The following is a 21321-nucleotide window of genomic DNA, read 5'->3' as shown; positions in this document are numbered from 1 at the left end:
GTTATCCGGCCTTTTCGCCGGTCACGAGGAGAAGAAGATGAAGTCGAAACTGGTCCCCGTCGTATCGGTCACGCTGGCCCTGGTTGTGCTCGCCGGTTGTTCGGGTAAGGTGGTCAATCGTGACAACTGCGCCGACCAGACCCGTTCCGCCTGGCAGGAGCTGGACCTGGCCAAGGCCGAGGGCTTTTCCGGTACCGTGAGTTATTCCAAGGCGCTGGCCCTGCTCTCTACGGCCAAGACGCAGCAGCAGGTCGAGGCTTACAGCGGTTGCGTGAAGAACGCCGAGAAGGCGCGCTTCTATATCCGCGAATCCCGTGCCGGACGCTAGACCGATCCGTCAGGGGTGACGCCTAAAGCGACTCCTATATAACCGTTTGCGACGAGTGATAGCACTTCAGTCATAAGACCATTAAGAATCGGGCTCCGTGGACGACAGCTTTCCACGGAACTGGATCTTTTGAGGGCCTTATGAACGGGATCGCGAAATTTCGCCTGGCTAATTGGCTGACCGCGACCAAACTGGCCGTCGGTTTTGGTTTGGTACTGTTGCTTACCCTGGGTGTCGCCATCCAGGGTGGGCTGGCACTGAAGGACGTCGAGCATCGCTTCGGCTCACTCAAGGAAGTGGCTGCCGTCAATCGGCAGGTCATGCAGGTCCGGGCACTGGAACAGGGATTTCGCCTCACCGGTGATACCGCCCAGGCGGAGCACCTGCGACAGGCGCTGCCCAAGGTGCTCGAAGGCCTGAACCAGCTCACCGAGCAACTCGGTAACGCCAACGTCGCCGCGGTCAAGGACGCCATGGAGGCCATCAAGGCCTATGGCGCGGCCTTCACTGAATACGAGCGCCTCAATACCTCGCGGCAACTGGCCATGGAGGGAGCAACCTTCCTGGTGGGCGGCGCAGCCAACAGCCTCGATATTCTGCAGTCCGGTTTGCTGGATGACGGTGCCTATGCGCTGCGCGACTCCGGTGGCAAGCAGGGCGCTGAACTCCTGACGCTGTCCCAGCAGGTGGGCGAGCTCTATCGGCTGATGCTCAAGAGTCTCGACGAGGCCCAGGCGCGTGCCAGCAAGACCACGCTGGACAACGAGCCACTGCCGTCGGCCGTCGCTGCCCTGGCGCTGCTGGCCAAGGTGGAGCCGCAGTTGAGCGATCCCGCCTATGCGTCCGTCATCCAGGACGTCTCGACCAACATCAAGGAATTCACCAAGCGGTTGAGTGACTACGCCGCGGCCTTAGCCCAGCAGCAGGCGGCTGGTAAGCGCATGACCTCCCTCGCCGACGCCGCCGTGCAACAGGTCGATGCCCTCTATGGGCAGCAGGAGGCGGAGCTGCAGGCGATGATCACCAAGCGCATCTTCACCATCGGCAGCATTGCGCTGCTCGCCCTGGTGGTCGGTGCCCTGGCCGCGCTGTTCATCACCCTGGCCATCGTTCGCCCGCTGCGCAAGGTGATCGCCGCCGCCGAACGCATCGCCGAGGGTGAGCTGGACGTGGAACTCAAGGTGGACCGTGGCGACGAGATCGGTCAGCTGCAGCGCTCCAGTGCCAGCATGGTGGCGGCGCTGCGCAGCATGGTTCTGCAATTGCAGAGCGGTATCGGTCGTCTTGGCCAGGCCGCCGAGGAGCTGGCCGAGCACGCGCGTGAAGCCCAGGAGGGGGTGACGCGTCAACGCGAGGAAACCGATCAGGTCGCCGCTGCCATGGCAGAGTTGGCCGCGACCGCTCATGGTGTGGCCGAAGATGCCGAGTCCGCAGCCACGGCGGTGGACCAGGCCGAGCGTCAGGTGAGCGATGGTCAGGCGATCGTTGGCAGGAGTCTGGACAGCATCGAGACCTTGGGGCTGGATGTGCGTGTCACCGCCGATAGTTTGCAGAGCGTCTCCCGCGACAGCCAGGCGATCAGCGCCGTGCTCGACGTGATCAAGGCAGTGGCCGAGCAGACCAATCTGTTGGCGCTCAACGCGGCCATCGAGGCGGCACGCGCGGGCGATCAAGGCCGTGGTTTCGCGGTGGTCGCCGATGAGGTCCGGGCTCTGGCGCGCCGTACCCAGCAGTCGAGTGTCGAGATCGAACAACTGATTGTCGTGTTGCAGAAGGGGAGTGGCGAAGCGGTCAAGCGGATGCAACAGAGCGAGCAATTGCTGTCCGGTACCGTGTCCAGCGTAGGCGAAACCCGGCTGGCATTCGACGAAATCACTACGGCAGTCTCCAGCATCCAGCAGAAGAACCAGCAGATTGCCGCCGCCGCCGTACAACAGAGCGCGGTGGCCGAAGAGGTCGCGGTCAATGTCACACGCATTCGTGATGGCGCCGATCAAACCAGCCAGGCGATGGCCGCGACGGCTTCTGCCAGTCGTGAGTTGGCTAGCCTAGGTGACGAACTCACCAAGCTGGTCCGGCGCTTCCACGTCTGAGAGCCTGTTCATAATCTGCTGCGCGTCGGCCAAACTGCGTTGAAAACGCCCTGGAAGGCCAGCCCCGTCGGAATGCTCATTTACCACTCGTAAACTCGAGCGCGAGTCCGATCCGCTTCCTCAGGTGTTTTCGTGGGGCCGCCCAGGCCTTGTTTGGCTCTAGCTCGCAAGATTTTGAACAGGCTCTGAGCCAGCGGGGCACTACTGAGCGTTGAGCGCCTGGCCCGAGGTGCCGCGGCTGTCGGGGCCGAGCAGATAGAGATAGACCGGCAGAATGGCGTCCGGGGCGGGTACCCGGGCGGGGTCTTCAGCGGGATAGGCTGCCGCGCGCATGGCTGTACGGGTGCCGCCCGGGTTGATGCTGTTGACCCGGATGGCCGCCTCCGCCAGTTCTTCGGCCCAAACCTGCATCAGCCCCTCGGTGGCGAATTTGGACACCGAATAGGCGCCCCAGCCGGCCCGCCCCTTGCGCCCGACACTGCTGGAGGTAAAGACCACCGAGGCATCGCCCGATGCCTTGAGCAGTGGCAACAGCGCCTGGGTCAAGGCGAAGCCGGCCAGGACGTTGACTTGCATGACCTGGGCCAGCGCCTCGGCTGGAGTCTGTTCCAGCAGTACCCGCGGCCCGAGCAGGCCGGCGTTGTGCACCAGCCCATCGAGACGGCCGTATTCCTGCTGCAGGCGCTCTGCCGCATCGGCATAGACGGCTTCGTCGGCGTTTTCCAGATCCAGCACCAGGGGCTCGGCCGCCTGACCACCGCTGGCCAGGATCTCGGCGCACACCTGGTTGAGTGCCGTCGCATCGCGACCCTGGAGGATCACCCGGGCACCCAGGGCCGCGCAGCCCTTGGCCAGGGCGGCGCCAATGCCGCGGTTGGCGCCGGTGATGAGGATGACGCGGTCCCGCAGCAGCTCGGCAGGGGCTTGGTAGTCGAACATCCGGCCTCCTAGCAGCCGCACAGCGCGCGGTCGAGCAGGGCGCGCAATTCCAGCGGATGGTCGATGATGGCGTCAGCGCCCCAGTGCTCAGGGCGATCGTCGGGGTGGATGTAGCCGTAGCGCGCCGCCACCGTCTTGCTGCCGGCAGCCCGGCCGGATTCGATGTCGCGCAGGTCGTCGCCGATGAACAGGGCGACCTGGGGATCGACATCCAGTTGCCGACAGGCCAGCAGCACCATTTCCGGATCCGGCTTGCTGCGGGCGACGTGATCGGGGCAGACCAGGCAGGCCGAGCGCTCGGCCAGGCCCAGGCGCTGCATGATCGGCTCGGCGAAGCGCACCGGCTTGTTGGTCACCACACCCCAGCGCAGCCGGGCGGCGTCGAGGTCGCGCAGGATCTCGTCCATGCCATCGAACAGCCGGGTATGGACGGCGCAATGCTCTTGGTAGCGCTCGAGGAATTCCAGGCGCAGGGGCTCCAGCTCGTTACCGAGCGGATCGACGTCGAAGCCGGCCAGGATCATGGCCTTGGCGCCGCCGGAAATGACCCCGCGCAGGCGGGTTTCATCGGCAGGTGGGAGACCCTGGTCCTGGCGCATCGCCTGGACGATGGCAATGAAGTCCGGCGCCGTGTCCAGCAGGGTGCCGTCCATGTCGAAGAGGACCGCTTGCAGACGCATGGATCAATCCTCGCGCTGGGTGCGCACCATGTAGTTCACCGTCACGTCGCCTTCCAGCTTGTATCTCTTGGTCAGCGGGTTGTAGGTGAGGCCGATAATGTCGCGCAGGTTGAGGCCGGCGGCGCGCGCCCAGGCGCCCAGTTCCGAGGGGCGGATGAACTTGCGGAAGTCGTGGGTGCCGCGCGGCAAGAGGCGCAGCACGTACTCGGCGCCGACGATGGCGAACAGGTAGGCCTTGGGATTGCGGTTGATGGTGGAGAAGAACACCTGGCCGCCCGGCTTGACCAGATCGTGGCAGGCCTTGATCACCGACGAGGGGTCCGGCACGTGTTCGAGCATCTCAAGGCAGGTCACCACGTCGTAGGTGCCGGCGTGCTTGCGCGCGTGGTCTTCGGTGGTCTCCTGGATGTATTCCACCGGCACGCCGGATTCCAGCTGGTGCAGGCGGGCCACCGCCAGCGGCGCCTCGGCCATGTCGATGCCGGTCACCTGTGCACCACGTTGTGCCATGGCTTCGCTGAGGATGCCGCCGCCGCAGCCGACGTCCAGCACCTTCTTGCCGGCGAGGCCCGCGTGCTGGTCGATCCAGTTGACGCGCAGCGGGTTGATGTCGTGCAGCGGCTTGAATTCGCTCTCGCGGTCCCACCAGCGGTAGGCGAGGGCCTCGAACTTGGCGATCTCGGCGTTATCGACGTTGGACATGGGATTCTCCAGAGGCAAGGGGAGCGGGGCGCGTCAGGCGCCCTGCTGGATACGGGTGGCCCACTGCTGCGCATTGGCTATGAGTTCGGCCTCGTCCAGGCGTACGAGTTCGCTCTGGCGCAGCAGCGGCACGCCGCCGACCCAGACGTCGCTGACGCGATCCCGGCCGGTGGCGTAGATGAGTTGCGAAACGGGATCGTAGAGCGGCTGCTGGGCGAGGCCGCTGAGGTCGACGGCGGTCAGGTCGGCCGCCTTGCCCACTTCCAGCGAACCCAGGCAGCGCTCCAGGCCCAGGGCGCGAGCGCCGTTGAGGGTGGCCATGCGCAGAGCGCGATGGGCATCGAGGGCGGTGGCGGAGCCGGCGACGGCCTTGGCCAGCAAGGCGGCGGTACGGGTCTCGCCGAGCAGGTCGAGATCATTGTTGCTGGCCGCGCCGTCGGTGCCGATGGCGACGTTGACGCCGGCCTGCCAAAGGCGTTCCACCGGGCAGAAGCCGCTGGCCAGCTTGAGGTTGGATTCCGGGCTGTGGATGACGTGGCTGTTGGTCTCGACGAGATTTTCCAGGTCTTCGTCGTCGACCTGGGTCATGTGCACGGCCTGGAAGCGCGGGCCGAGCAGGCCCAGGCGACGCAGGCGTGACAGTGGTCGCTCGCCGGTCTGCTCAAGGGCCTGCTCCACCTCGAAGGCCGTCTCGTGCACGTGCATCTGGATCGGTGCCTGCAACTGCTCGGCCAGCACCAGGATCTCTTCGAGCTTGGCGTCGGCCACTGTGTAGGGTGCATGGGGGCCGAAGGCCACGCTGATGCGCTCGTGCAGCTTCATGTCGTCGAACAGCTCCAGGCCGCGACGGATCATGTCGTCCGCGGTGCGCGCGCCGGGGATCGGGAAGTCGAGGATCGGCAGGCAGACCTGGGCGCGTACGCCGGTGCGATGGATAGCTTCACAGGCTACCTGGGGATAGAAGTACATGTCCGAAAAGCAGGTGATGCCGCCACGGATCTGCTCGGCGATGGCCAGGGTGGTACCGTCGCGGACGAAGTCTTCGTCGACCCAGCGCCCTTCGGCGGGCCAGATGTGGTCTTGCAGCCAGGTCTGCAGCGGCAGGTCGTCGGCCATGCCCCGGAACAGCGTCATGGCGGCGTGGCCGTGGGCATTGATCAGGCCCGGGATCAAGACCTTGCCCGGCAGCTCCAAGGTTTCCTTGGCGGGCTGGCGCAGGGCATCGCTACGCGGCGCGAGCAGGGCGATGCAGCCGTCGCGTACGCCCAGGGCGTAGTCGCGCAGGACCACCCCGGCCGGCTCCACCGGCACGATCCAGCTGGGGAGCAACAAGAGGTCCAGGGGCGCGGGGGTGGGCATCTGCGGCGGTTCCAATGAGTGCGAACCGGCAGTATAGCGGTCCTTGCGGCGCTACCGCTAAATCCGCGCGCCGATGCCGGTATACTGGCGGGCTACAGATTCAGGTCGAGGAGAGATCATGCGAGAGCGTCTGCTGGCGGCGGAGAAGGTCAAGGCGATCGACTGGCGGGACGGTGCCCTGCACCTGCTCGACCAGCGCCTGTTGCCGCTGCGCGAACACTGGGTCGCCTGTCACAGCGCCGCCGAGGTGGCCCAGGCCATCCGCGACATGCTGGTACGCGGTGCCCCGGCCATCGGCATCAGTGCGGCCTATGGCGTGGTCCTGGGGGCCCGCCAGCGTGCCGCAGCGGGTGAGGACTGGGAAGAGACCCTGACCGCCGATTTCGACTTGCTGGCCGCCTCGCGTCCCACCGCGGTCAATCTGTTCTGGGCCCTCAACCGCATGCGTGAGCGACTGGCACGTTCTTCCGGCGCAGGCGCCCTGGCGGCGCTCGAGGCGGAGGCCGTAGCCATCCATCAGAGTGATCGCGAAGCCAACCTGACCATGGCCCAGCTCGGCGTCGAGCTGATCCGCAAGCACGACGCCAGCAAGCAGACCTTCCTTACTCACTGCAATACCGGCGCCCTGGCCACCGGTGGCTTCGGCACCGCGCTGGGCGTGCTGCGCGCCGCTCATCTGGACGGCCTGGTGGAATGCGTCCATGCCGACGAGACCCGCCCCTGGCTGCAGGGCTCGCGGCTGACCGCCTGGGAGCTGGCCGGGGAGGGGATTCCCGTCAGCCTCAACGCCGACGCGGCCGCGGCGCATCTGATGAAGACGCGCAACGTCGCCTGGGTGATCGTCGGCGCCGATCGCATCACCGCCAATGGTGACGTGGCCAACAAGATCGGTACCTACAACCTGGCGGTCATCGCCATGCACCATGGGGTGCGTTTCATGGTGGTGGCGCCCAGTTCCACCATCGACATGACCCTCGCCTCGGGCGATGACATCCCCATTGAGGAGCGCGCCGGTCACGAGTTGCTGGAGGTTGGCGGTAAGCGTTTCGCCGCCGAGGTAGAGGCTTTCAATCCGGTGTTCGATGTGACGCCCGCGGATCTCATCGACGCCATCGTCACCGAGCGCGGGGTGGTGGAGCGGCCGGACGCCAAGAAGATGGCCGAGTTGATGAATCGCCGACGCCTGCATTGAGGCGATCCGCAAGCGGCGGATACGTGCCTGAATGTGTTAGAATTTCGCTCTTTGCATAGCGCTTCTCAGATCAGAAGGAACCAGGCTTCTCATGGGTGAACTGGCCAAAGAAATCCTCCCGGTCAATATCGAAGACGAACTGCGACAGTCGTATCTCGACTACGCGATGAGCGTCATCGTCGGCCGGGCTCTGCCGGATGTACGCGACGGTCTCAAGCCGGTGCACCGGCGCGTGCTCTACGCCATGAGCGAACTGGGCAACGACTGGAACAAGCCGTACAAGAAATCCGCCCGTGTGGTGGGTGACGTCATCGGTAAATACCACCCCCACGGCGATACCGCCGTCTACGACACCATCGTACGGATGGCGCAGCCCTTCTCGCTGCGCTACATGCTGGTGGACGGCCAGGGCAACTTCGGTTCGGTCGACGGCGACAACGCCGCCGCCATGCGTTACACCGAAGTGCGGATGTCCAAGCTCGCCCACGAACTGCTGGCCGACCTGGACAAGGAAACCGTCGACTGGGTGCCCAACTACGACGGCACCGAGCAGATCCCGGCGGTGATGCCCACGCGCATTCCCAACCTGCTGGTCAACGGCTCCAGCGGTATCGCGGTCGGCATGGCCACCAACATCCCGCCGCACAACCTGGGTGAGGTGATCGATGGCTGCCTGGCGCTGATCGAGAACAGCGAGCTGACCGTCGACGACCTGATGCAGTACATCCCCGGTCCGGACTTCCCGACCGCAGGCATCATCAACGGTCGCGCCGGCATCATCGAGGCCTATCGCACCGGTCGTGGCCGCATCTATGTGCGGGCTCGCGCCGAGGTCGAGGACATCGACAAGAGCGCCAATCGCCAGCAGATCGTCATCACCGAGCTGCCCTACCAGCTCAACAAGGCGCGGCTGATCGAGAAGATCGCCGAGCTGGTGAAAGAGAAGAAGATCGAAGGCATAACCGAGCTGCGCGACGAGTCCGACAAGGACGGCATGCGCGTGGTCATCGAGTTGCGTCGTGGCGAGACTCCCGAGGTGGTGCTCAACAACCTCTACGCCCAGACCCAGCTGCAGACGGTGTTCGGCATCAACGTGGTGGCCCTGCTCGACGGCCAGCCGCGCACCCTGAACCTCAAGGAGCTGCTGGAAGCCTTCATTCGCCACCGTCGCGAAGTGGTGACCCGGCGGACCGTCTACGAACTGCGCAAGGCGCGCGAGCGTGGCCACATCCTCGAAGGCCAGGCGGTCGCCCTGTCCAACATCGATCCGGTCATCGAGCTGATCAAGACTTCGCCGACCCCGGCCGAAGCCAAGGAGCGCCTGATCGCCACGCCCTGGGAGTCCAGCGCGGTACGCGAGATGGTCGAGCGCGCCGGTGCCGATTCCTGCCGGCCGGACGACCTGCCCGAGCAATACGGCCTGCACGAGGGCAAGTATCACCTCTCGCCCGAACAGGCCCAGGCCATCCTGGATCTGCGTCTGCACCGCCTGACCGGCCTGGAGCACGAGAAGCTCATCGCCGAGTACCAGGAGATCCTGCAGCAGATCGGCGAGCTGATCCGCATCCTCACCAACCCCGAGCGGCTGATGGAAGTCATCCGCGAAGAGCTGGAAAAGGTCAAGGCCGAGTTCGGCGACAAGCGTCGTACCGAGATCGTCGCCTCCCAGGTGGACCTGACCATCGCCGACCTCATCACCGAGGAAGACCGCGTCGTCACCATCTCCCATGGCGGCTACGCCAAGTCCCAGCCGCTGCACGCCTACCAGGCGCAGCGCCGTGGCGGTCGCGGCCGCTCGGCCTCGGCGGTCAAGGACGAGGACTACATCGAACACCTGCTGGTCGCCAACAGCCATACCACCCTGCTGCTGTTCTCCAGCCTGGGCAAGGTCTACTGGAAGCGTACCTACGAGATCCCCGAGGCCTCCCGCGCCGCCCGTGGCCGTCCGCTGGTGAACCTCCTGCCGCTGGCCGAAGGCGAGCGCATCACCGCCATGCTGCCGGTCGACCTGGAAGCCGTGCGCCAGCAGGCGCCTATCGGTGAGGAGGATCTGGGCGAGCAGGACGACAACCTGGACATCGAAGACGCCGTGCTGGTGGAAGACGACGTCGAGAGCGAAGGCGAGGAGGGCGAGGTTCTCGACGCCGGCCAGGACGAGCCCACCGGTGCCTACATCTTCATGGCTACCCGCAACGGTACCGTGAAGAAGACTCCGCTGGTGCAATTCAGCCGTCCGCGCAGCAACGGCCTGATCGCGCTGAAACTGGAAGAGGGCGACAGCCTGATCGCCGCCGCCATCACCGATGGCGCCCGTGAGGTCATGCTGTTCTCCGATGGCGGCAAGGTCATCCGTTTCAAGGAGCGTCACGTGCGCACCATGGGCCGTACCGCCCGCGGCGTGCGCGGCATGCGTCTGGCCGAAGGCCAGCGCCTGATCTCCATGCTGATCCCCGAGCCGGGCGCCGAGATCCTCACCGCCAGCCTCAACGGCTTCGGCAAGCGTACCGCCATGGCCGAATACCCGCAGCGCGGTCGCGGTGGCCAGGGCGTGATCGCCATGGTCATCAACGAGCGTAACGGTCCCTTGATCGGCGCCATCCAGGTGTTGGACGGCGAGGAAATCATGCTGATCTCCGACCAGGGCACCCTGGTGCGGACGCCGGTCGAGGGTATCTCCCGGACTGGTCGTAACACCCAGGGCGTGACCTTGATCAAGCTCGGCAAAGGCGAGAAGCTGGTGGGCCTGGAGCGGGTGCAGGAGCCTTCGGTGGACGAAGAGCTGCTGGACCACGAAGCCGAACTCGGCGACGAGGTGCTCGACAAGGAACTGCCGGTCGACAGCCACGAACCGGATCAAGATGACGTGCTGCCCGGCGCCAGCGACGTGCCGAGCGATGACCTTCCCGACGAGGATGACGAGCGATGAGCAAGCGTGCCTACAACTTCTGCGCCGGTCCGGCGGCCCTGCCCGAAGCTGTGCTGCGCCAGGCCCAGGCCGATCTGCTGGATTGGCAGGGGCGAGGCCTGTCGGTGATGGAGATGAGTCACCGCGGTGAGGACTTCACCGCCATCTCCGCTCAGGCCGAGGCCGACCTGCGCGAGCTGCTGGTCATCCCCAACAACTACAAGGTGCTGTTCCTGCAGGGCGGCGCCAGCCTGCAATTCGCCCAGCTGGCGATGAACCTGATGCCCGAGGGCGGCAAGGCCGACTACATCGATACCGGCATCTGGTCGCGCAAGGCCATCGAGCAGGCGCAGCATTACGGCGCCGTCAACGTCGCGGCGAGTGCCAAGCAGTACGACTACTTCGCCATTCCCGGGCAGAACGAATGGCAGCTGTCCAAGGACGCTGCCTACGTCCACTACACGCCCAACGAGACCATCGGCGGCCTGGAGTTCGACTGGATTCCGGAAGTCGGCGACGTGCCCCTGGTGGCGGATGCCTCTTCCGACATCCTGTCGCGTCCGCTGGACGTTTCGCGCTTCGGCCTGATCTACGCTGGCGCCCAGAAGAACATCGGGCCCAGCGGTCTGGTGGTGGTGATCGTCCGCGAAGACCTGCTGGGTCGCGCCCGCGTCGCCTGCCCGACGCTGCTCGATTATAAGGTCGAGGCCGACAACGGCTCCATGTACAACACCCCGGCGACCTTCTCCTGGTACCTCTCGGGCCTGGTCTTCAAGTGGCTCAAGGAGCAGGGTGGCCTACCCGCCATGGAGCGCCTGAATCGCCAGAAGAAGGACCTGCTGTACGGCTTCATCGATGGCAGCGACTTCTACAGCAATCCCATCGCCAAGAATGATCGCTCCTGGATGAACGTGCCCTTCCGCCTGGCCGACGAGCGCCTGGACAAGGCTTTCCTCAAGGGCGCCGACGAGCGTGGCCTGCTGTACCTGCAAGGGCATCGTTCGGTGGGCGGCATGCGTGCCTCCATCTACAACGCCGTTACCCTAGAGGCCGTCCAGGCCCTGGTGACCTACCTGGCCGAATTCGAGAAGGAGCACGGCTAACCATGTCGGAACACGAGCTCAAGGCCCTGCGCCTGCGCATCGACAGCCTGGACGAGCGCATCCAGGAGCTGATCAGCGAGCGCGCCCGCTGCGCCCAGGACGTGGCGCGAGTCAAGATGAAGACGCTGGCGGAGGGCGAGAAGCCCGTGTTCTATCGACCCGAGCGCGAGGCCCAGGTGCTCAAGCGGGTGATGGAGCGCAACGCTGGCCCGGTGGGCAACGAAGACATGGCGCGGCTGTTCCGCGAGATCATGTCCTGCTGCCTGGCCCTGGAAGAGCCGCTGCACGTCGCCTACCTCGGCCCGGAAGGTACCTTCTCCCAGGCTGCCGCGCTCAAGCACTTTGGCAAGGCCGTGGTCACGCGGCCGATGGCGGCCATCGATGAGGTGTTCCGCGAGGTCGCTGCTGGCGCTTCCCAGTTCGGCGTGGTGCCGGTGGAAAACTCCACGGAGGGTGCGGTCAACCACACCCTGGACAGCTTCCTCGAACACAACCTGTCGATCTGTGGCGAGGTGGAACTGCGTATCCACCACCACCTGCTGATCGGCGAGAACACCAAGGCCGACAGCATCACCCGCATCTATTCCCATGCCCAGTCCCTGGCGCAGTGCCGCAAGTGGCTGGACTCCTACTACCCCAGCGTCGAGCGGGTGGCGGTGGCCAGCAATGCCGAGGCGGCGCGGCGGGTGAAAGGGGAGTGGAATAGCGCGGCCATCGCCGGTGACATGGCGGCCTCGCTCTATGGGCTGACCCCGGTACAGCAGAAGATCGAGGACCGGCCGGACAACTCCACCCGCTTCCTCATCATCGGCAACCAGGACGTGCCGCCCAGTGGCGACGACAAGACCTCCATCATCGTCTCCATGCAGAACAAGCCCGGTGCCCTGCACGAGCTGCTGCTGCCGTTCCACGCCAACAACATCGATCTGAGCCGGATCGAGACGCGGCCCTCGCGCAGTGGCAAGTGGACCTATGTCTTCTTCATCGATTTCGTCGGTCACCAGGCCGATCCGCTGATCCGCGACGTGCTGGAGCGGCTGTCCAGCAGCGCCGTGGCGTTGAAGGTGTTAGGTTCCTATCCGCGCGCCGTGCTTTGACTTAGGCGCGACTGCGTGCGTCAGCGTCGACGCACGCAGCCGTTCTCGTCGAAGGTGACGAGTCGTGCGCGCTCCTGCCGGTTGCGTGCGTCGTAGTGATAGCGGGTGACCGTATCCAGCTGCGAAATCCGCCGTGGCTGGCCCAAGGCGTTCTCCACATCCGCTCGGCTCATGCCGGCCTTGACCTGCCCGCGAATGATCGCCTGGCGCCTTTCGCTGGCGGTGAGCAGGTCACCGCAGCCATCCGCCTTGGTTCCGACTACCGTAGGTGCATGCGGGGCAATTCGCCGCGCTGCGGCTCTTGGCTTGGCCATCAAGGTAGGCTTGGCCCCGCCCGGACGAGCGTTGTCCGCGTCTTGCAGGCTGCTTGCACTATCGAGGGCGCAGCCGGTTGCGGAAAAGGTGAGACGGCCGCCGGCATCCTCGCAGCGATAGACCGTGGCGGCCTGGGCGGCAACGCAGCCCAGCAGCAGGCCGAGCGCGAGCAACTTCTTCATGGAACGTCCTCCCTGACGTGTCTGCCTAAAGCTTAGCGAAGTATTGGTCGCCAGACGACGATCGGATGAGCGCTTTTCCGGAACCTGGAAACCTTTGCAAATAGCTGTTTTGAAAACCTTTTGCCTTCGCGCCCGCCAGCGCTCCGGTGTATCATCCCCGCCGTCAGCCCCGCCGGGGCAGTGGTCACCCCCTCATGGACTTACCCAGTCAACACCTAATCGTCGTTTTCGTCCCGTTGTTGAAATAGGGTCCGTCGGTGCGCTCCGCCGACAGGCCGGAGTGCGCTATGAACGTAGTGAACGAAGCAGAAATCAGAAAGCCCCACGAGACGCTGCAAGAGCGGCTCGCCCAGGTCGTGGAATTGCTGGAGCGCTACGACCTCGCCGTCGAGGCGCGTGAAGCCCAGGACCTCGGCCCGGTTTCTCCCGCCGATATCCCCGAAGAAGGCCTCGAAGAACTGCGCGCTCGGCTGGACGAGCTGCACCCCGCAGACGTCGCCTTCATCCTCGAGGCCTTGCCGCAAGAGGATCGCCTGACCGTCTGGGGGCTGGTCAAGACGGAGCGCGACGGCGAGATCCTGCTCGAAGTCTCGGACGCCGTTCGCGAAACGCTGATCGCCGACATGGACGATCAGGAGATCCTGGCCGTGGCCGGTCAGCTCGATGCCGACGAACTCGCGGATCTGGCGCCGGATCTGCCGCGCGATGTCGTGCACGAGCTCATGGAAGCGCTCGATGCCCAGCAGCGCGAGCGGGTGCGTTCCGCGCTGTCCTACGACGAGGATCAGGTCGGCGCCCTGATGGACTTCGAGATGGTCACTATCCGCGATGACGTCGCCCTAGAAGTGGTGCTGCGCTATCTCCGCCGGCTGAAGGAACTGCCCGACCACACCGACAAGCTCTTCGTGGTCGATACCGACAGCATTCTCAAGGGCGTGCTACCCATCAAGCGACTGCTGGTCAACGACCCGGAAAAGCTGGTCGCCGAGGTCATGGCCAAGGAGGCCGTCGCCTTCCATCCGGATGGCGACGCCTACGATGCCGCCCAGGCGTTCGAGCGCTATGACCTGGTATCCGCCCCCGTGGTGGACAAGAACGGCAAGTTGATCGGGCGCCTCACCATCGACGAGATGGTCGACCTGATCCGCGAGGAGAGCGAAAGCGAAGTCCTCAACATGGCCGGTCTGCGCGAAGACGAAGACGTCTTCGCCTCGGTCTGGAAATCGGTGGGCAATCGCTGGACCTGGCTGGCCACCAACCTCATCACCGCCTTCATCGCCTCGCGGGTGATCGGGCTGTTCGAGGGGTCGATCGAAAAACTGGTGGCCTTGGCCGCGCTCATGCCCATCGTGGCTGGGATCGGTGGCAACTCGGGTAATCAGGCGATCACCATGATCGTGCGAGCCATGGCGCTGGGGCAGATCAGCGTCACCAATACCGCCAGATTGTTGCGCAAGGAGATGGGCGTGGCCCTGTGCAATGGCGTCATCTGGGGTGGAGTGATCGGCCTGGTAGCCTTCTATCTGTACAACAGCTGGTCGCTTGGACTGGTCATGATGGGGGCTATGACCCTGAACCTGCTGCTCGCGGCCTTCATGGGGGTACTCATTCCCATGACGCTGCAACGCTTCGGTCGCGACCCGGCGATGGGGTCGAGCGTACTGATCACCGCCGTGACGGACAGCGGTGGCTTCTTCATCTTCCTGGGGCTCGCCACCCTGTTCCTGATGTAGCTCAGGCGGGGCTGCGGCGAAAGGCTGCCCAGGGCCAGGGCAGCCTGGACGTCACTAGGAAGCGGCGTCGATGTCGTGGGCGATGAGGGAGATCAGCGCGTTCTGCTGCCGACCAGACAGCTGGCGAAACCGCTGCAACAATTCTCGCTCGTTGGCAGTGACCTCGGGACTGTCCAGGCGCAGCCCGGGTTCGTCGCCCAAGGCGCCTTCCTGCTGCAGGCTCTGTTCGAGGCGCGCAATGATTTCGGAGTTCATGCTGCGATGATGGTTGCGGGCCACATCCGCGATGCGCTCTCGCATGCCTTCGGGCAGACGCACGACGAATTTGTCAGCGGTACGGCTTGAGTAGGATCTAATGGCCTGGGTCATTGAGGTACTTCATCTGGAGTCAAAATCAGTGAAGGCGTAAGCCCTCGTCTCGTTCCGCTAGCGATCACGGGCACCTTGGACGCTGCAACGATACCGTCCCTGGATTTACTTTTTGTTGACGTCAATTTACCGACGTACCGCCAAAATTGCAAAGCCGGCTCACAATAATGCCGCTTTTGCACAGTGTCGGCCTGTCAGAGCCGTTTTCAACCGGAACATGACAAAATTCTCGCTGCCCATTACCATGAGCGCCCTTCCTGTCCCAGTAGCTCAATTGGATAGAGCATCCCCCTCCTAAGGGGAAGGTTGGTGGTTCGACCCCACTCTGGGACACCAGATTCAATTCTGTCTTCCGCGTTTCCTTCCTGCGTCCTTCGCCATGCATTAGTCCTTGCAGAACCGTTACAGCTGTTCTGAAGGATAGGGTAAAAACAGCGACCTTGTTCGACTTCCACGCTCTTCCAATAACGATTTGTGGCTGTGATCACAGCATAGAGCAGCAGAAATAAACCCGCTGAATTTATCTGTACTCTCCGATGGCTAACCGTCTGCATTGCATGAATCTGGAACGCCTCTGGAGGTTCGCGTCATGGCCTTTTATCCCGTCCTACTTTCAGTCGTGTTCGTCGTTCGTAATCAGGCAACCGAGCTGCAAAGCGCCTTGGAGCACGCCGCAGCTGTAGTCGGTCCACTGGTGAGTGACTACGAACTTATCATCGTCGATAACGCTTCCTCTGATGACAGCGTAGCCTGCTTGAAGCAACTGACCAGCATCAATGGATTGCCCAATCTCCAGGTATATGCCCTGACCAAGGAAGTGGATTCCGATACGGCAGCCTGGGTGGGGCTGGAAAATGCGCTGGGTGACTTCGCGGTAGTTATCGATCCCGAAACGGACGACATCGCCTTCTTGCCGGAGATGCTCAAGCACGCGGCCGAGGGCACCGACGTCGTGTTCGCCAACAATCGGCAGAAAGTTCGCCAGACATTTTCGTACAACCTGTCCGCCAAGGGCTTCAACTATCTCTACAAACGTTTCAACGGGGTGGATCTCGCCAAGGATGCCCCCCAGTACCGGATGCTCAGCAAGAAGGTCATCAACTACATCCTGCGTCACCCGGCGCCGGCCCTGACCTATCGACATTTACCGGCCACGGCAGGGTTTTCCCGCAGCAACCTGGAATACAGCGCGCAGCCACGCAGTAGCCGGGCCAAGCGGCTGTCCGGCAACTTCGACAAGGGCGCGCGCTTGCTGGTGTCGTCCACGCGCAAGCCGATGCGGATGGTCAGTTTTCTGTCCATCGTCGGAGCCATGTCGAATCTGCTCTATTCCATCTACGTCATTGCGGTAGGACTGTTCAAAGATGATGTGGCGCCTGGCTGGGTGACCATTTCATTACAGCAGTCCGGCATGTTCTTTCTGATATCGCTGGTATTGCTGGTCCTGGGCGAATATGTCCTGCAGTTGACCCATAGAGCCAACGAAGGCCCGCTGTATCACGTGGCCCAGGAGTTCACCAGCGCGGTCATGACGCGTCGGGACAAGCTCAATGTCGAAGTGGTCCAGGGCGGCAGTGTGAGGCCGGCAACTCAAAGTGGCGTAGCCTGAGGACGATCATGAAAGATGCGATCGTCATTGGTGGTGGCTTCTATGGCGCCATGACGGCCCTTTATCTGATGCGGGTAAGGGGCTTCGCCAAGGTCACCTTGATAGAGCGGGAAGACGGCTTGCTGAAGCGTGCTTCCTATCACAATCAGGCCCGTGTCCATAACGGTTATCACTATCCGCGTAGTTTCGTCACCGCCTTTCGCAGTCGCGTTAACTTGCCGAGATTCCTGCGTGATTATCCTGATGTCGTGGTGCGGGATTTCACCAAGTTGTATGCCATCGCCCGCAACAACTCGAAGGTGACCGCCAAGCAGTTCGAGCGCTTCTGCCAAGGTATCGAAGCCTCTCTACAGCCGGCTCCCGAAGAGTTTTCCCGACTCTTCGACAACCGTCTCATCGAGGCGGTTTATCTCACCGAAGAGTACGCCTTCAATTCCGCCGTGCTTGCCGGCGAGGTGAGTCGCGAACTCGATGCGGTCGGGGTCGAGTTGCTGTTCAACAGCAGGGTCACCGCGATTCACGGTACGTCGGGTGGCTTGAGCGTCGAGGTCGTGGGGGACGCGGGGCAGCAGGAAATGCAGTGCCGCTATCTGTTCAATTGCACCTATAGCGGCCTCAACCAGTACACCGGGGACTTCCCCGGTACGACCACGCGCTTGCGACACGAAATCACCGAGATGGCGCTGGTCGAGATGCCGCCGGAGCTGCGTAACCTCGGTGTCACGGTGATGGACGGTCCGTTCTTCTCGATGATGCCCTTCCCGGCGCGGGGCCTGCATACCCTGTCGCACGTGCGCTACACCCCGCATATGAACTGGGAAGACGCCAACGGTACCGATCCCTACGCCCGCCTCGACGACTACGATCGCGCTTCCCGTGCGGACTGGATGGTCCGCGACGTGGCGCGCTACATGGCGGATGCGGCTCGGGTGGAGTACCGGGATTCGCTGTTCGAGGTGAAGACCATCCTGATGAAGAACGAGGGTGACGACGGCCGTCCCATTCTCTTCGAGCAGCATACCGAACTGCCCGGTTGCTATTCGATGCTGGGCGGCAAGATCGATAACATTTTCGATGCTCTGGAGCGCCTCGATGCCGAACCCTTCCATTGACGCGGCGCCCAGGGGGGCGTCCGGCAGCGCCGGCTTCATCACCGTTCTGGTTTTTTCCGTCATCAACTTCTTCCTGTTCGGCAAGGGCGTCATTCTCGATCCCTTCCATCAGGGGGAGTATTTCGCGACCCTGCCGACCTTGCTGCATAGCCAGCCGGGCGAGCATGCCTTCACCATTCACGGTGGGCTGGACTTCGTGCCGGTCTGGCTGGCCCAGACCTGGTTCGGCGCCCAGCACACCTTTCTGGTGACGCAGATCCTCTATGGCCTGTGCAATACCTTCGCAGCCCTGCTGCTGTGGTCAACGGCCGTCTTGCTCTGCCCGTTGCCGAAGGGCCGCGCCCGGCTGATCCTGCTGGTGGCAGTGGGGGCGTTGGCCACTCAGGTGGTGGGCTACCGCGATCTGTTCCTGCTGCTGTCCCTGTTCCTGTTCTGCCTGCATCGCAAGGTGGAGACCACGGCCGGACGGCTGGTCTGTGAGCTGCTGCTGGGCCTGGCGGCGGGCTTCAATGTGTTCTGGTCCTATGATCGCGGCATCGCCGGGGTGCTGGCGATCGGCTCGGCCGTGCTGCTCGCGCTGCTACTGCAGCGGCGGCATGCGCTATCGATCCTGAGCTTTCTGGCGACCGTCGCCTGGCTTGGTCTCGGGACCGATTTCTTCGCCCTGACCGACTACGTCAAGAATCTGACCTTCCTGCTCGAAACCTCGTCCCAGTGGGGCTACGGCCTGAGCGCCCGACCGCTCGCCCTGAGCTTGTTGCTGGCGGTGCCCACGGCGCTGGCGGGCTTCGCCCTGATCCGCTGCCTGCCTTGGCCGTGGCGCTGGAATGAAGATTTGCCGCTGATTGGCGCCCTCGCCGTACTGCTGGTCATCTTCTTCAAGATCGGCGTCAACCGGGCGGACTTCCAGCATATCCAGATGGGTTTCTGGGTGCCGCTGCTGAGTTTGCTCTATGCCGCCCGCCGTCAGCGCCTGGCGCGCAGCGGCGGCTGGGATCTCGCGGCTCATCCCCGGGCGGCTTTCGCCTGTGTCGCAGCGGCGATCTTGCTCGGCCTGGTAGGGCTCAATCCTTCCCCCTTCTTCGCCGTGCTGCTGGTGGGGGCGCTGCTGGCGTTCACCCAGCGCCTGCTGGTACCGGCGCTGGCAGCGCTGGTGCTGCTGTTGGCCGCCTTTAATCTCTACAAGTCGCCGGTCGAGCGCGTCTGGTCCCAGGGACTGGCCTGGGTGCCGGAGCTGTCCGCCATGCCTGACGATGCCGCCTTGGCCACGCCCGGCGTGCAATGGGCCGCACGGCGCCTGCTCGAGAGCCATGCCCAGTGCGTGTTCGACCTCGCCAACAACGGCGTGATCAACGGCGTGACGGATCTGCCGGCCTGCACCAAGTACATCTATCCGGTGTATGCCACGCCGCCTTACGAAGCGGACCTGCTCAGCGACCTGCAGCGCGCTGATCCACCGGCGGTGGTGTATTCGACGACGTTCTGGTCATTCAACCTGAACAACCTCTCCATGCACGACAAGTTTCCACGACTCAAGGCCTACCTGGACGCCCATTATCCCGTCGAGGAGTGCCAACCGGACTATTGCCTGAGATTCAAGACCAAGGGGTGAGCAACATGAAGACCGACGCATTGATAGGGTACAGCGGCTTCGTAGGGTCGACGCTGCTCAAGCAGAAGGCCTTCGGTGCACTGTTCCGCTCCACCAACATCGAGCAGATCGGTGATCGGCCCTATGGCCAGGTGATCTGCGCGGGTGCGCCGGCGCAGAAGTGGATCGCCAACCGCGATCCCGCGGCCGATCGCCAGAAGATCGATGGGCTGATCAGCCATCTCTCGCGTATCGAGTGTGACTCCTTCGTGCTGATCAGCACCGTGGATGTGTTCAAGCAGCCGATCGGCGTGGATGAAAACACGGCGGTGGACGAAGAGGGCCTGCATGCCTACGGCGCCAATCGCTATCGTCTGGAGCGGTTCGTGCGCGAGCACTTCGCCAAGGCGCTGATCGTTCGCTTGCCCGGCCTGGTCGGGCCGGGGCTGCGCAAGAACGTGATCTACGATCTGCTCAACGACAACAACCTGCAGGCGGTGGAAAGCCGCGGCGTCTTCCAGTTCTACCCCATGGTCAATCTCGGCTACGACATCCAGACCGCCCAGGCGGCCGGCCTGGAGCTCGTCCACCTGACCGCCGAACCCATCAGCGTGGCGGACATCGCCCGCCTGGGCTTCGGCCGGGACTTCGGCAATACCCTGGAAGGCACCCCGGCGCGCTACGATTTCCGCAGTGTCCACGCGGCAGTCTTCGGCGGCCGCGACGGCTACCAGTACAGCGCCCGCGACACCCTGCTGGCGGTGCGCGCCTATGCGCAGTCGGAACCTCCGGTGATCAAGGCGGAGGGGCAGTGATGCGCATCGCCATTTCCAATATCGCCTGGGACGTCCCCGACGACGCCATGGTCGCCGAGATCCTGCAGCAGTATCGGGTGGATGCCATCGATATCGCCCCCGGCAAGTACTTCGCCGATCCCAAGGTGGCCACGACCCAGGAGATCCAGACGGTACGCCAACAGTGGCAAGCCCGAGGCATCGAGATCACCGGCATGCAGGCACTGCTGTTCGGTACGACCGGGCTCAATGTCTTCGGTGACGGGGACGTCCAGCAGGCGTTGCTCGCCCAACTGGAAGGCGTCTGCCGGGTCGCCGAAGGGCTAGGCGCTACTCGGCTGGTGTTCGGCTCGCCGCGCAATCGTGACCGCTCGGGTTTGAGCGATGACCAGGCGCTGGCGCAGGCCCGCGAGTTCTTCCTGCGCCTGGGCGATGTCGCCGCTACCCATGGGGTACTCATCTGCCTGGAGCCCAATCCGCCACGCTATGGCGCCAATTTCATGATCGACAGCGATTCCACCGCGGCGGTGGTGCGAGCGGTGGCTCATCCGGCGATCCGCATGCAGCTCGACACCGGCGCCCTGACCATCAACGAGGAAGATGCCGCTCGCGTGCTCGAAGAGCATGCCGAGTTGATCGGCCATGTCCATGCCAGCGAGCCGGACCTGGTGACCTTGGGGGAGGGGGGTACCAACCATGAGGGGATCGCCTTCGCCCTGACCCGGCGGCTGCCCGAGCAGGTCGTCAGCATCGAGATGCTGCCGGCCAAGCAGGGCTCCAACCTGGCCGCGCTGGAGCGTGGGGTACAGGTCGCCATCCGGGCCTATCGTGATTTGCCGGAGACCGCCGCATGAAATGGCTGATCCTGATCCTGGGCATCGCCTCCAATGCCTCGGCGAGCGTACTGGTGAAGATGGCGATGCTGCCACCGCGCCGTTTTCCCAGTCCTGCCGATCCCATGGCTGCCCTGACCAACTGGCCGTTCTGGCTGGGTCTCTTCATGTACGGTCTGGCGTTCCTGCTCTATGCCGCCGCCCTGGCCAAGCTGCCGTTGAACGTGGCGCATCCGGTACTGACGGCCGGGGCCATCGCCAGCGTCGCGCTGCTGTCGGTAGCGATCTTTCGCGAAGCCTTTCCCTGGACCACGGCGGCAGGCATCGTCCTGATCATCGCCGGTGTCGCCCTCATCACGGCCCGTGTCGGTTGACCCTGGAGGAT

The 21321-nt window shown here is 63.9% G+C and carries 19 protein-coding genes, 1 tRNA gene and 1 pseudogene; 15 read left to right on the top strand and 6 right to left on the bottom strand.

The annotated features are described in order from the left end of the window. The first annotated feature begins 37 nt into the window (after positions 1-37). From CCZ28_RS08330 to CCZ28_RS25075, 3 genes and pseudogenes are all read left to right on the top strand, one after another. The gene (locus tag CCZ28_RS08330) at positions 38-328 is read left to right on the top strand and encodes a hypothetical protein (protein ID WP_140217407.1); all 291 of its coding nucleotides are present in this window, start codon (positions 38-40) and stop codon (positions 326-328) included. 140 nt (positions 329-468) lie between these two features. Beyond that, positions 469-1536 (top strand): annotated as a pseudogene (locus CCZ28_RS25080) (HAMP domain-containing protein); the annotation flags it as partial. A gap of 21 nt (positions 1537-1557) precedes the next feature. Continuing rightward, complete coding sequence (locus tag CCZ28_RS25075) at positions 1558-2421, top strand: methyl-accepting chemotaxis protein (RefSeq protein ID WP_437179212.1); 864 nt, start codon at positions 1558-1560, stop codon at positions 2419-2421. Between the two features lie 201 nt (positions 2422-2622). Here the strand turns inward: CCZ28_RS25075 and CCZ28_RS08320 are convergent, their stop codons facing one another. Genes CCZ28_RS08320 through CCZ28_RS08305 form a run of 4 tightly spaced genes read right to left on the bottom strand, consistent with a single transcriptional unit; the run spans position 2623 to position 6101 of the window. Beyond that, entirely contained in the window at positions 2623-3360 is a 738-nt protein-coding gene (locus CCZ28_RS08320) for a YciK family oxidoreductase (protein ID WP_140217405.1), read from the bottom strand. Positions 3361-3368: 8 nt separating this feature from the next. Then, on the bottom strand, positions 3369-4040 hold the full coding sequence (gene mupP, locus CCZ28_RS08315; RefSeq protein WP_140217404.1) for an N-acetylmuramic acid 6-phosphate phosphatase MupP: 672 nt from the start codon (positions 4038-4040) through the stop codon (positions 3369-3371). Positions 4041-4043: 3 nt separating this feature from the next. Further along, positions 4044-4742: a bifunctional 2-polyprenyl-6-hydroxyphenol methylase/3-demethylubiquinol 3-O-methyltransferase UbiG gene (gene ubiG / locus CCZ28_RS08310; RefSeq protein ID WP_058761561.1), complete on the bottom strand. Its 699-nt coding sequence runs from the start codon at positions 4740-4742 to the stop codon at positions 4044-4046. A 33-nt stretch (positions 4743-4775) separates the two neighbouring features. Beyond that, positions 4776-6101 (bottom strand): TRZ/ATZ family hydrolase, encoded by a 1326-nt coding sequence (locus CCZ28_RS08305; RefSeq protein WP_140217403.1) that lies wholly within the window; start codon positions 6099-6101, stop codon positions 4776-4778. A 118-nt stretch (positions 6102-6219) separates the two neighbouring features. Between CCZ28_RS08305 and mtnA the strand changes: the two genes are divergently transcribed. The 4 genes from mtnA (at position 6220) to pheA (ending at position 12398) form a co-directional block, all read left to right on the top strand. Then, positions 6220-7293 (top strand): S-methyl-5-thioribose-1-phosphate isomerase, encoded by a 1074-nt coding sequence (mtnA, locus tag CCZ28_RS08300; protein WP_140217402.1) that lies wholly within the window; start codon positions 6220-6222, stop codon positions 7291-7293. Between the two features lie 91 nt (positions 7294-7384). Beyond that, complete coding sequence (gene gyrA, locus CCZ28_RS08295) at positions 7385-10219, top strand: DNA gyrase subunit A (protein WP_140217401.1); 2835 nt, start codon at positions 7385-7387, stop codon at positions 10217-10219. Continuing rightward, the gene (gene serC / locus CCZ28_RS08290; protein WP_140217400.1) at positions 10216-11301 is read left to right on the top strand and encodes a 3-phosphoserine/phosphohydroxythreonine transaminase; all 1086 of its coding nucleotides are present in this window, start codon (positions 10216-10218) and stop codon (positions 11299-11301) included. The genes gyrA and serC overlap by 4 nt, the downstream gene beginning before the upstream one ends. A 2-nt stretch (positions 11302-11303) precedes the next feature. Continuing rightward, on the top strand, positions 11304-12398 hold the full coding sequence (gene pheA, locus CCZ28_RS08285) for a prephenate dehydratase (RefSeq protein ID WP_140217399.1): 1095 nt from the start codon (positions 11304-11306) through the stop codon (positions 12396-12398). Between the two features lie 20 nt (positions 12399-12418). Here the strand turns inward: pheA and CCZ28_RS08280 are convergent, their stop codons facing one another. Beyond that, positions 12419-12895, bottom strand: coding sequence for a DUF4124 domain-containing protein (locus CCZ28_RS08280; protein ID WP_140217398.1), 477 nt, complete (start codon positions 12893-12895; stop codon positions 12419-12421). A gap of 287 nt (positions 12896-13182) precedes the next feature. Here CCZ28_RS08280 and mgtE point away from each other — a divergent pair, with 287 nt between their 5' ends. Next, positions 13183-14628 (top strand): magnesium transporter, encoded by a 1446-nt coding sequence (mgtE, locus tag CCZ28_RS08275; RefSeq protein ID WP_437179196.1) that lies wholly within the window; start codon positions 13183-13185, stop codon positions 14626-14628. A 54-nt stretch (positions 14629-14682) separates the two neighbouring features. Here the strand turns inward: mgtE and CCZ28_RS08270 are convergent, their stop codons facing one another. After that, positions 14683-14997: an Arc family DNA-binding protein gene (locus CCZ28_RS08270; RefSeq protein WP_140217397.1), complete on the bottom strand. Its 315-nt coding sequence runs from the start codon at positions 14995-14997 to the stop codon at positions 14683-14685. A gap of 259 nt (positions 14998-15256) precedes the next feature. Between CCZ28_RS08270 and CCZ28_RS08265 the strand changes: the two genes are divergently transcribed. From CCZ28_RS08265 to CCZ28_RS08235, 7 genes are all read left to right on the top strand, one after another. Next, positions 15257-15333: transfer RNA gene (locus CCZ28_RS08265), tRNA-Arg, on the top strand. A gap of 253 nt (positions 15334-15586) precedes the next feature. After that, on the top strand, positions 15587-16606 hold the full coding sequence (locus tag CCZ28_RS08260; protein ID WP_140217396.1) for a glycosyltransferase: 1020 nt from the start codon (positions 15587-15589) through the stop codon (positions 16604-16606). An 8-nt stretch (positions 16607-16614) separates the two neighbouring features. Further along, positions 16615-17718: an FAD-dependent oxidoreductase gene (locus tag CCZ28_RS08255; protein WP_140217395.1), complete on the top strand. Its 1104-nt coding sequence runs from the start codon at positions 16615-16617 to the stop codon at positions 17716-17718. Further along, positions 17699-19330: a hypothetical protein gene (locus CCZ28_RS08250; RefSeq protein WP_140217394.1), complete on the top strand. Its 1632-nt coding sequence runs from the start codon at positions 17699-17701 to the stop codon at positions 19328-19330. Before CCZ28_RS08255 ends, CCZ28_RS08250 begins: the two co-directional genes overlap by 20 nt. Positions 19331-19335: 5 nt before the next feature. After that, positions 19336-20124: an NAD(P)-dependent oxidoreductase gene (locus CCZ28_RS08245; protein ID WP_140217393.1), complete on the top strand. Its 789-nt coding sequence runs from the start codon at positions 19336-19338 to the stop codon at positions 20122-20124. Beyond that, positions 20124-20957 (top strand): sugar phosphate isomerase/epimerase family protein, encoded by an 834-nt coding sequence (locus CCZ28_RS08240; protein ID WP_140217392.1) that lies wholly within the window; start codon positions 20124-20126, stop codon positions 20955-20957. The genes CCZ28_RS08245 and CCZ28_RS08240 overlap by 1 nt, the downstream gene beginning before the upstream one ends. Next, a complete protein-coding gene (locus tag CCZ28_RS08235; RefSeq protein ID WP_058761573.1) occupies positions 20954-21310 on the top strand; it encodes an SMR family transporter in 357 nt (118 codons plus the stop codon). The genes CCZ28_RS08240 and CCZ28_RS08235 overlap by 4 nt, the downstream gene beginning before the upstream one ends. Positions 21311-21321: the final 11 nt, after the last annotated feature.

Source organism: Pseudomonas oryzihabitans (assembly GCF_006384975.1).
GTDB lineage: Bacteria > Pseudomonadota > Gammaproteobacteria > Pseudomonadales > Pseudomonadaceae > Chryseomonas > Chryseomonas psychrotolerans_B.
The sequence above is the reverse complement of the archived record's forward strand: the minus strand, read 5'-3'. Positions and strand labels throughout refer to the sequence as shown.

Excerpts from the sequence above, each read along its gene's own strand:
- CCZ28_RS08330 (WP_140217407.1), top strand. The coding sequence starts at position 38 with ATGAAGTCGAAACTGGTCCCCGTCGTATCGGTCACGCTGGCCCTGGTT.
- CCZ28_RS25075 (WP_437179212.1), top strand. The coding sequence starts at position 1,558 with ATGGTGGCGGCGCTGCGCAGCATGGTTCTGCAATTGCAGAGCGGTATC.
- CCZ28_RS08320 (WP_140217405.1), bottom strand. The coding sequence starts at position 3,360 with ATGTTCGACTACCAAGCCCCTGCCGAGCTGCTGCGGGACCGCGTCATC.
- mupP (WP_140217404.1), bottom strand. The coding sequence starts at position 4,040 with ATGCGTCTGCAAGCGGTCCTCTTCGACATGGACGGCACCCTGCTGGAC.
- ubiG (WP_058761561.1), bottom strand. The coding sequence starts at position 4,742 with ATGTCCAACGTCGATAACGCCGAGATCGCCAAGTTCGAGGCCCTCGCC.
- CCZ28_RS08305 (WP_140217403.1), bottom strand. The coding sequence starts at position 6,101 with ATGCCCACCCCCGCGCCCCTGGACCTCTTGTTGCTCCCCAGCTGGATC.
- mtnA (WP_140217402.1), top strand. The coding sequence starts at position 6,220 with ATGCGAGAGCGTCTGCTGGCGGCGGAGAAGGTCAAGGCGATCGACTGG.
- gyrA (WP_140217401.1), top strand. The coding sequence starts at position 7,385 with ATGGGTGAACTGGCCAAAGAAATCCTCCCGGTCAATATCGAAGACGAA.
- serC (WP_140217400.1), top strand. The coding sequence starts at position 10,216 with ATGAGCAAGCGTGCCTACAACTTCTGCGCCGGTCCGGCGGCCCTGCCC.
- pheA (WP_140217399.1), top strand. The coding sequence starts at position 11,304 with ATGTCGGAACACGAGCTCAAGGCCCTGCGCCTGCGCATCGACAGCCTG.
- CCZ28_RS08280 (WP_140217398.1), bottom strand. The coding sequence starts at position 12,895 with ATGAAGAAGTTGCTCGCGCTCGGCCTGCTGCTGGGCTGCGTTGCCGCC.
- mgtE (WP_437179196.1), top strand. The coding sequence starts at position 13,183 with ATGAACGTAGTGAACGAAGCAGAAATCAGAAAGCCCCACGAGACGCTG.
- CCZ28_RS08270 (WP_140217397.1), bottom strand. The coding sequence starts at position 14,997 with ATGACCCAGGCCATTAGATCCTACTCAAGCCGTACCGCTGACAAATTC.
- CCZ28_RS08260 (WP_140217396.1), top strand. The coding sequence starts at position 15,587 with ATGGCCTTTTATCCCGTCCTACTTTCAGTCGTGTTCGTCGTTCGTAAT.
- CCZ28_RS08255 (WP_140217395.1), top strand. The coding sequence starts at position 16,615 with ATGAAAGATGCGATCGTCATTGGTGGTGGCTTCTATGGCGCCATGACG.
- CCZ28_RS08250 (WP_140217394.1), top strand. The coding sequence starts at position 17,699 with ATGCCGAACCCTTCCATTGACGCGGCGCCCAGGGGGGCGTCCGGCAGC.
- CCZ28_RS08245 (WP_140217393.1), top strand. The coding sequence starts at position 19,336 with ATGAAGACCGACGCATTGATAGGGTACAGCGGCTTCGTAGGGTCGACG.
- CCZ28_RS08240 (WP_140217392.1), top strand. The coding sequence starts at position 20,124 with ATGCGCATCGCCATTTCCAATATCGCCTGGGACGTCCCCGACGACGCC.
- CCZ28_RS08235 (WP_058761573.1), top strand. The coding sequence starts at position 20,954 with ATGAAATGGCTGATCCTGATCCTGGGCATCGCCTCCAATGCCTCGGCG.